Here is a 6,099-nt window from a genome sequence, read left to right on the forward strand (position 1 = left end):
ATAATAATAATATTTTCAATATCATATTTATCCAGATCCTGACTGACATAAAATTCGGGTTGAATAAACTGAAAGAAGGGATCATTAAGATCGTATTCTTTGAAATAGTCATCGACCTTCTCAGCACCGACAATAGAAAGGATGGACGGCAACTGAGTCTGCGGCGCGATGGAAAAAGGAACGACACGATTTTCTTCAAATATTCGGGTGAAATCCTGCGTGTTTTTCAGACTTTCTTTAAATTTATCAAAATTACCTGCATCGTTCAGCAAATCCATACTCATATCGAGCCCTGTCTGGCTAGACAATATTTGTTGAAGCTGTGTTTGTCCCCAGTCCTCGAAGGTTTTTATCCAAGCACTATATTGGTCATCTTTCATGCCCATTTCTTGCGCGCTGAGGCTGGTAATAACAGAAACTTTGGCAGCACCTTTCTCGGAAAACTCACGGGTGATTTCTTTTTCATCCGCAGACCAGGTATGACGGGTAATGGTCTGCGTCACTTCTTTCATTTTCTCACTGTTGTAGGTGACAATAACTTTTACTGCCGGCAGAGAGGCATCCAGCGTGAAGTTATAACGAATCCCGACGCTGGCATTACTCGGCGTTCCTTTTAATACATTCTCAAACAGGGTTGCTCCCAGCCCCGTTAGCGACATGCTAAATACAGTATCGTTATTCCCCAAACCAGAGGGACTCAGTGGTGTGGGCATCTGACAGTAAAATACTTTGTTCTCATTGATGATCAATGAGGCCTGCGCTGAGGTATAGCGGGGTTGGCGCAATTCTATTTTACGCACGTCATCGGGCATCAGTTGACCGAGAAATTGATCGTCACCCGCGTCAGGGTTATAAGCGAGTATATATTTTTTTGCTTGCTCTTCGGTTAATCCAGCATTTTGAAAAGCTTTAATTTTGGCATCTTGATTGGCTTTATTGGTCGGATCGGAATTAAATAATTCTTCAGCTTTAATATACTGGACGATAAGTTTTGATTTCGCCACAAGTTGCGGTGATATCCCACTATAAAGCTGTACTTTTATTTTGTCGGCTTCGCTTTCTGTTGGCACGGGAAGTTTGACGGTAAACTGTGCGTATCCGCCTTGTTGCTCTTCTTTACGATATTTATAGAATAAGAAGTCAGGCTTATTTTCCTGACCAGAAAATACTGGAGTTTCAGGAATAACATAAAAAATATTTTTATCTTCGCTATCGCCATAGCAGGTATAGGTATATACCTTGACGCCTAAGTGTTCATTGGTATCTATTTTAATCGAATGCTGGATGGCTGTGGTTAACATAGCTTATTCCTCTTAACTCATGGTTATTTTTTGTATTGAAGTTCAATACGGAGTGAGGTCGATTGCTGTACACCTGAATCGTAATTTCTGGTTATAAATGACGACGTTTTTCCCTGCCAGTGGTATTCAATACGGCCATTCAAGATATTTGACTGGGTATTGAGTAACCAAGTGGTTTGCCACTGCTGATCGGAAAATGAAAAATTAAAGGTAGCGCGTTTGGCCTGACCCTCTGGGAAGTAATTGGCGCTGCCTGAAATCGTTTTAAAATCAGATTGTAAGTGGCGGGCATCAAAGGTCACATTATGAAACCCGATATCCTGAACGGTCAGATTGATGTCTGCCTGCCACTGGCGTGTGATATTAATGAATGAATAGTCGGAAAAAGTGACCTTGATATTTATCTCATTCACGCGACTATCGGCGGTGACGGTGAGAGGAGGAAAGTTTGGCCACTGCATGGGTACTTTTTTATCCGCCCACGTCAGTTCAATCGACATAATCATAAATTTGCTGGCATTGAAATCCAGGCTGACTTTGCAGGTATGCTGTTTTCCCGGATCGTCAGGTTGTTTTCGTTGAGGCTCAGGTAGCGGCGAAGGATCATAGGAAATCAGTTTATTGGCGATAAAGCCGCTGAATAGCGTCGCGATATCCTGTTCGTCGATCAGTTCATAAGATTGGGGCAGGCTGTTTTCGTAAGAAAAATCATAGTCAATTCTGGTGGGTATCTCATCAATATGCGAGATGTTGGCGAGCGTATTACTGAGGATGCTGGCAGCGAGGTCGACCAGATTTTTTCTCACGGTCTCTTTGGTCTGCGGCGACGGGGTATTTTTAAACTCCTCGTCCAACACGACGATACCAGCAGTAATTTGCTTGTCGAGTAGCTGCGCAATAGCCTCTGGTGTGCGGGTTTTGGTGTTAAACGCCAGTATTAGAAACTGCCGCCAGTCGCTGGTGAGATGGGCGTTAACCGTGGTACTTACTGTGAATTGTGTGTGGGTGGTAAGAAAAACCCGCTTCGCGTTGCCCTGTATGGCCTCAGTCAACTCTATCCCTTCCGAATGGGTGGTCGACATAGAGTTTCCTTCAAACTCAACCAGATAGGTGGCGTCACCCAACGGCTCATGAAAGCGCAAGAAGATCGCCGTCTTCGCAGTACACTGCTTAAGGGTGATGTTACCGCCTGAGTGGGAGATATGTGTCTGAATATACTGTTGTATAGCTTGGGTATTGAGGGGAACTAACGGTGTAATCAGGATGACGAGGCCGCCTGCCGGACTGGTGGTAAGGTGAAAACCACTGGTTTTATTTCCCCGATCGTCATGAACTATTTCAGGCGTGAAGCAGCCATAGGTATAGTCATTGGGCGGGCTTCGCTGATCGTGAAAGACGAAAGCTCGATCAAGCAAAAAAAAGGACGCCAGATTTTTTTCAGGATTTAATGATTCAGTCTTCATTTTCAACCTCAAGTGTAATGGTTTGATTGCCCGCCACATAGTCCGACCATTGACCGTTACTGGTTTTATAACGAAACCCTGCCGCGTAAATTGATATGACATTCCATTGATATTCATAGCAATTATCCTGCTGCGTAAACGTATGATCGCGCGTTTGCGTTTCACCCTGAGCTTGAAATCGTAACGTGACATAGCGGATGCCAGTAGCAAACCGGGCGATAATGGTGGCGTGCTGCGCACCAAACTGAGGAAAACTATAAACACCGATGGTGGCTGACTGGATGATTGGCATATCGAGCACCACTGAGGCGGCGCTATCGTTATCCCAGGCGGTCAGCTTGGCATAGGCATCACGTCCCGTTATCGGATAACTGAAACAGGGCGAAGCCAGTGTGAGTTCAAAGGGTTCTGACAGGTTAGCGGAGGAGTAGTGGCCTGTGAGCATACTGTGTTGTGCGAATGTCGGATCGATATTGAGGGTCAGGAACTGACAAGGAAGGCTGGAATAATCCAGCGTCAGTATTTTGTTATTACTGGTTCGTTGCTCGGTGACGAGAGAGATATATCCATTGGCGGTGGGGTAGCTAACGCGAATATGGTACTGATATTCACTATTCAAGCTGAACGTATTATTAATAAATGTGAAGGCCAAATAACTCTGACTGGGTATCAATAGCAGGGTTTGCTGTTGTTCAGAAGGATAAAGCTCGCCCGGTGGTAAAATGATTTGTATATCAATAAACGCCCCGTCTTTAAGACCCTGTGGGAAAGCGTAAAGAATGTTAATCCGCAGGTTACCGTCTGGCAGAGCAGGTGCGGTTATCTGGTGGATAACCTGTTCGGGAGCCTCTTTGGCAATTTGTTGTGCGGTGGCAAAGGGATCCAATAAAAAGCAGATGGGGCGCCGGGTTAGCTCAACGCGTTTTAAATCAATTATCAGGCGACGCTGTTTCTGGGGGAGCAACAGGCAAATATAAGTAGTATTGGTGTTGGCGTTACCGATATAGGGCGATCCTAACGTGTTGAACAGACGATCGAGCAAAGCCTGCGCGAATAATAGTGCTTCTGCCGAGTTGGTTGAGGAGAAGGCTGGCGAGATCAGCAGCGGTAGCCGGGACAGATTTTCGTACATGTACTGAGTAAGCAACATGTAGGGAAACGCGATCCGGTTGTTGGACACCGGTTGGGCGTCTTTAACATTGGCCGCCAGTTCGGCAATTAACTGGCCGGGATCGCAATCTAGTGTGTAGTTTAGCCGTGGCGATACACCCTCGACAAAGCCATCGATACGGGCATTAAAGCCAACAATATTATCCAGCAACGTTTTTTTCATCAGTTGCGTGGTATCTGCATCGAGCGAGATCAAAAATTGAATCGACTGCGCTGAATACCAGGTCGGGTCGTAATCCTGATGAGTTAATGCTGAATCATGGTCAGGTGGTGAGCGGAAACTTAGCTTATAGGGGATAACCGGCAAACCTTGGATAGCCTTCCCTGGGTGTTGGCGATTGAATACCTCAAGTGCGCCGCCACTGGCAAATTGTAGCTCGGCGGTAAAATCAAGGTCGCCGTAGATAATGTTGCTGCTTAGGCTGAGGATAACATCCAGTGCAAAGGCCAGCGGATCACCAGCAATCAGGGCGAAGGGTTCTGGATACAAATAATAGACATCAGACTGCTGACAGACGGCAACGACGCGCAGCTTGTCATCGATGATAATTTGCTGAAAATCAGGATAACCAATAAACATATCAATCAATTACCTTATGGTTTTAATATGGTTTTAATATGGTTTTGATAATCCTGACGCCATTCTTCCGGTAGCTGGTTTAGGATATTCACCGAGCGATGGTGGTAGGCCTCTTCGTAGTGATACTGCATCGTGCTATCACCAACTAGCACGCCTGCGGCATACATGGTGCTGCTACTTTCTGTCAGATCTTTGATGGGGTCGTCAGTGGAAAGGTGCAGGTTGTACACCTCAATCTCGCCGTGTTGTTTGTTGATACGGCTGATAGCACAGTCACACTCTGGGGTTAGCAGTCGACTGGTCAGAGTCAATTCACTCGCCAGTTTCACACCGGTGGTAGTGCAAAAAGGGTGGCCCAGACTGGTGATAAGGGTTTTGAGCTGGCCGCTACTATCCCTGACTTCAATCTCAAGATAGTTTTGCTCCGTGCCGGTAATCACATCTTCGACTCTTAACGCTCGCCCATCCTGCGATTGCACCCATTCACCAATAAGGATGTCATCAATGGCTTTTTCTTTACCATCCTGCATCAAAATGGGGGTGCCTTTACCTAAACAACCATAGGTAATCTGCATGGGTTTTAGCGTGTTGGTATTTAAAAAGCGCTGTTCAGGATCGAACGGACCGGGAGCATTGGTAATAAAACTGGCTACACTCGCTCCTTCAATTTGTAATGTCACTTTAAAGATATAATAAACCCGCTCACCGGAATCAAAATCGGGACGTTTGAATTTAAGCCAGTCGAGATCCCAAGATAAAACGTTGCCGTTAATTCGGGTTTTAGCGTCGTCAAAGAAATTAAAGTCATTGGCAGGGGTGATCGGATCGCCGCCCTGACGTTCGCGGACCAGATAAATTGAGTTATACGCGTTTATAGGCTTGCCATTATTTAAATCAATATTGCCGAAGTAGGTTACGCTGCCTTTTATCGGTACGGTGACATTGCCGTCAAAATTATTAAAGTAGTCACAGTCGCTTTCTTGACGAGCCAGACAGATTTTTATCAGATTATTTTTATTTAAATCAGCAGGTGAATCATTTTGAATTAATTTTGGGTAACTTTGTGTGGTAACAATTTCGGCCCCGTAAACTGTCTGGTTATTCACCGTTTGGGCGAAGGTATAGATGATATTAACCGGATAGCGGGTTTGTTTTAAACTGACCGGGAAGGTGCCATTAGCCTGGATGGGGCAATTGGCAGTATAAATATAGTTCTTTTTACATTGTACTGTTCCCGCAGGGCTGCCTGATTCGTCAAAAATACCTAAGGTTTGCGTGATGTTTATGGCTGACACCGGCAACGAACCAATGGCATTTGCTGAGAACGTTTGCCCATCAGTAGAATCCAGGCTAACGATGCTGTGTACCTGCTGTGCGCTATCGCTATCCCCCATCGCCAGTGAGCTGACGGCATATTTAGCCAGTTTATGGTTTGCCCAGAGCTGACTGAAATTAGGACAACGAACGAGGCTGATACCTGCCAGTCCCAGTTGAATATCATAGAATTTCACCAGCAGCGGATCGTTGGTATTAATTATAAATACACCGGTGTTTGCATATTTATTAATTACACTGCTAATAATAT

General features: G+C 45.3%; 3 protein-coding genes and 1 pseudogene. All 4 read right to left on the reverse strand.

Annotation, left to right across the window (positions count from 1 at the left end):
• Positions 1-1,301, reverse strand: a pseudogene (locus tag V2A85_RS21390) (hypothetical protein); the annotation flags it as partial.
• 23 nt (positions 1,302-1,324) lie between these two features.
• Entirely contained in the window at positions 1,325-2,764 is a 1,440-nt protein-coding gene (locus tag V2A85_RS21395) for a hypothetical protein (protein ID WP_420072301.1), read from the reverse strand.
• Positions 2,754-4,514, reverse strand: a complete 1,761-nt coding sequence (locus tag V2A85_RS21400; RefSeq protein ID WP_420072302.1) for a hypothetical protein — start codon at positions 4,512-4,514, stop codon at positions 2,754-2,756. Before V2A85_RS21400 ends, V2A85_RS21395 begins: the two co-directional genes overlap by 11 nt.
• Positions 4,515-4,528: 14 nt before the next feature.
• Positions 4,529-6,097, reverse strand: coding sequence for a Hint domain-containing homing endonuclease (locus tag V2A85_RS21405; RefSeq protein WP_420072303.1), 1,569 nt, complete (start codon positions 6,095-6,097; stop codon positions 4,529-4,531).
• Positions 6,098-6,099: the final 2 nt, after the last annotated feature.

The organism is Yersinia sp. 1252 StPb PI (assembly GCF_048593885.1).
GTDB lineage: Bacteria > Pseudomonadota > Gammaproteobacteria > Enterobacterales > Enterobacteriaceae > Yersinia > Yersinia enterocolitica_E.

Excerpts from the sequence above, each read along its gene's own strand:
- V2A85_RS21395 (WP_420072301.1), bottom strand. The coding sequence starts at position 2,764 with ATGAAGACTGAATCATTAAATCCTGAAAAAAATCTGGCGTCCTTTTTT.
- V2A85_RS21400 (WP_420072302.1), bottom strand. The coding sequence starts at position 4,514 with ATGTTTATTGGTTATCCTGATTTTCAGCAAATTATCATCGATGACAAG.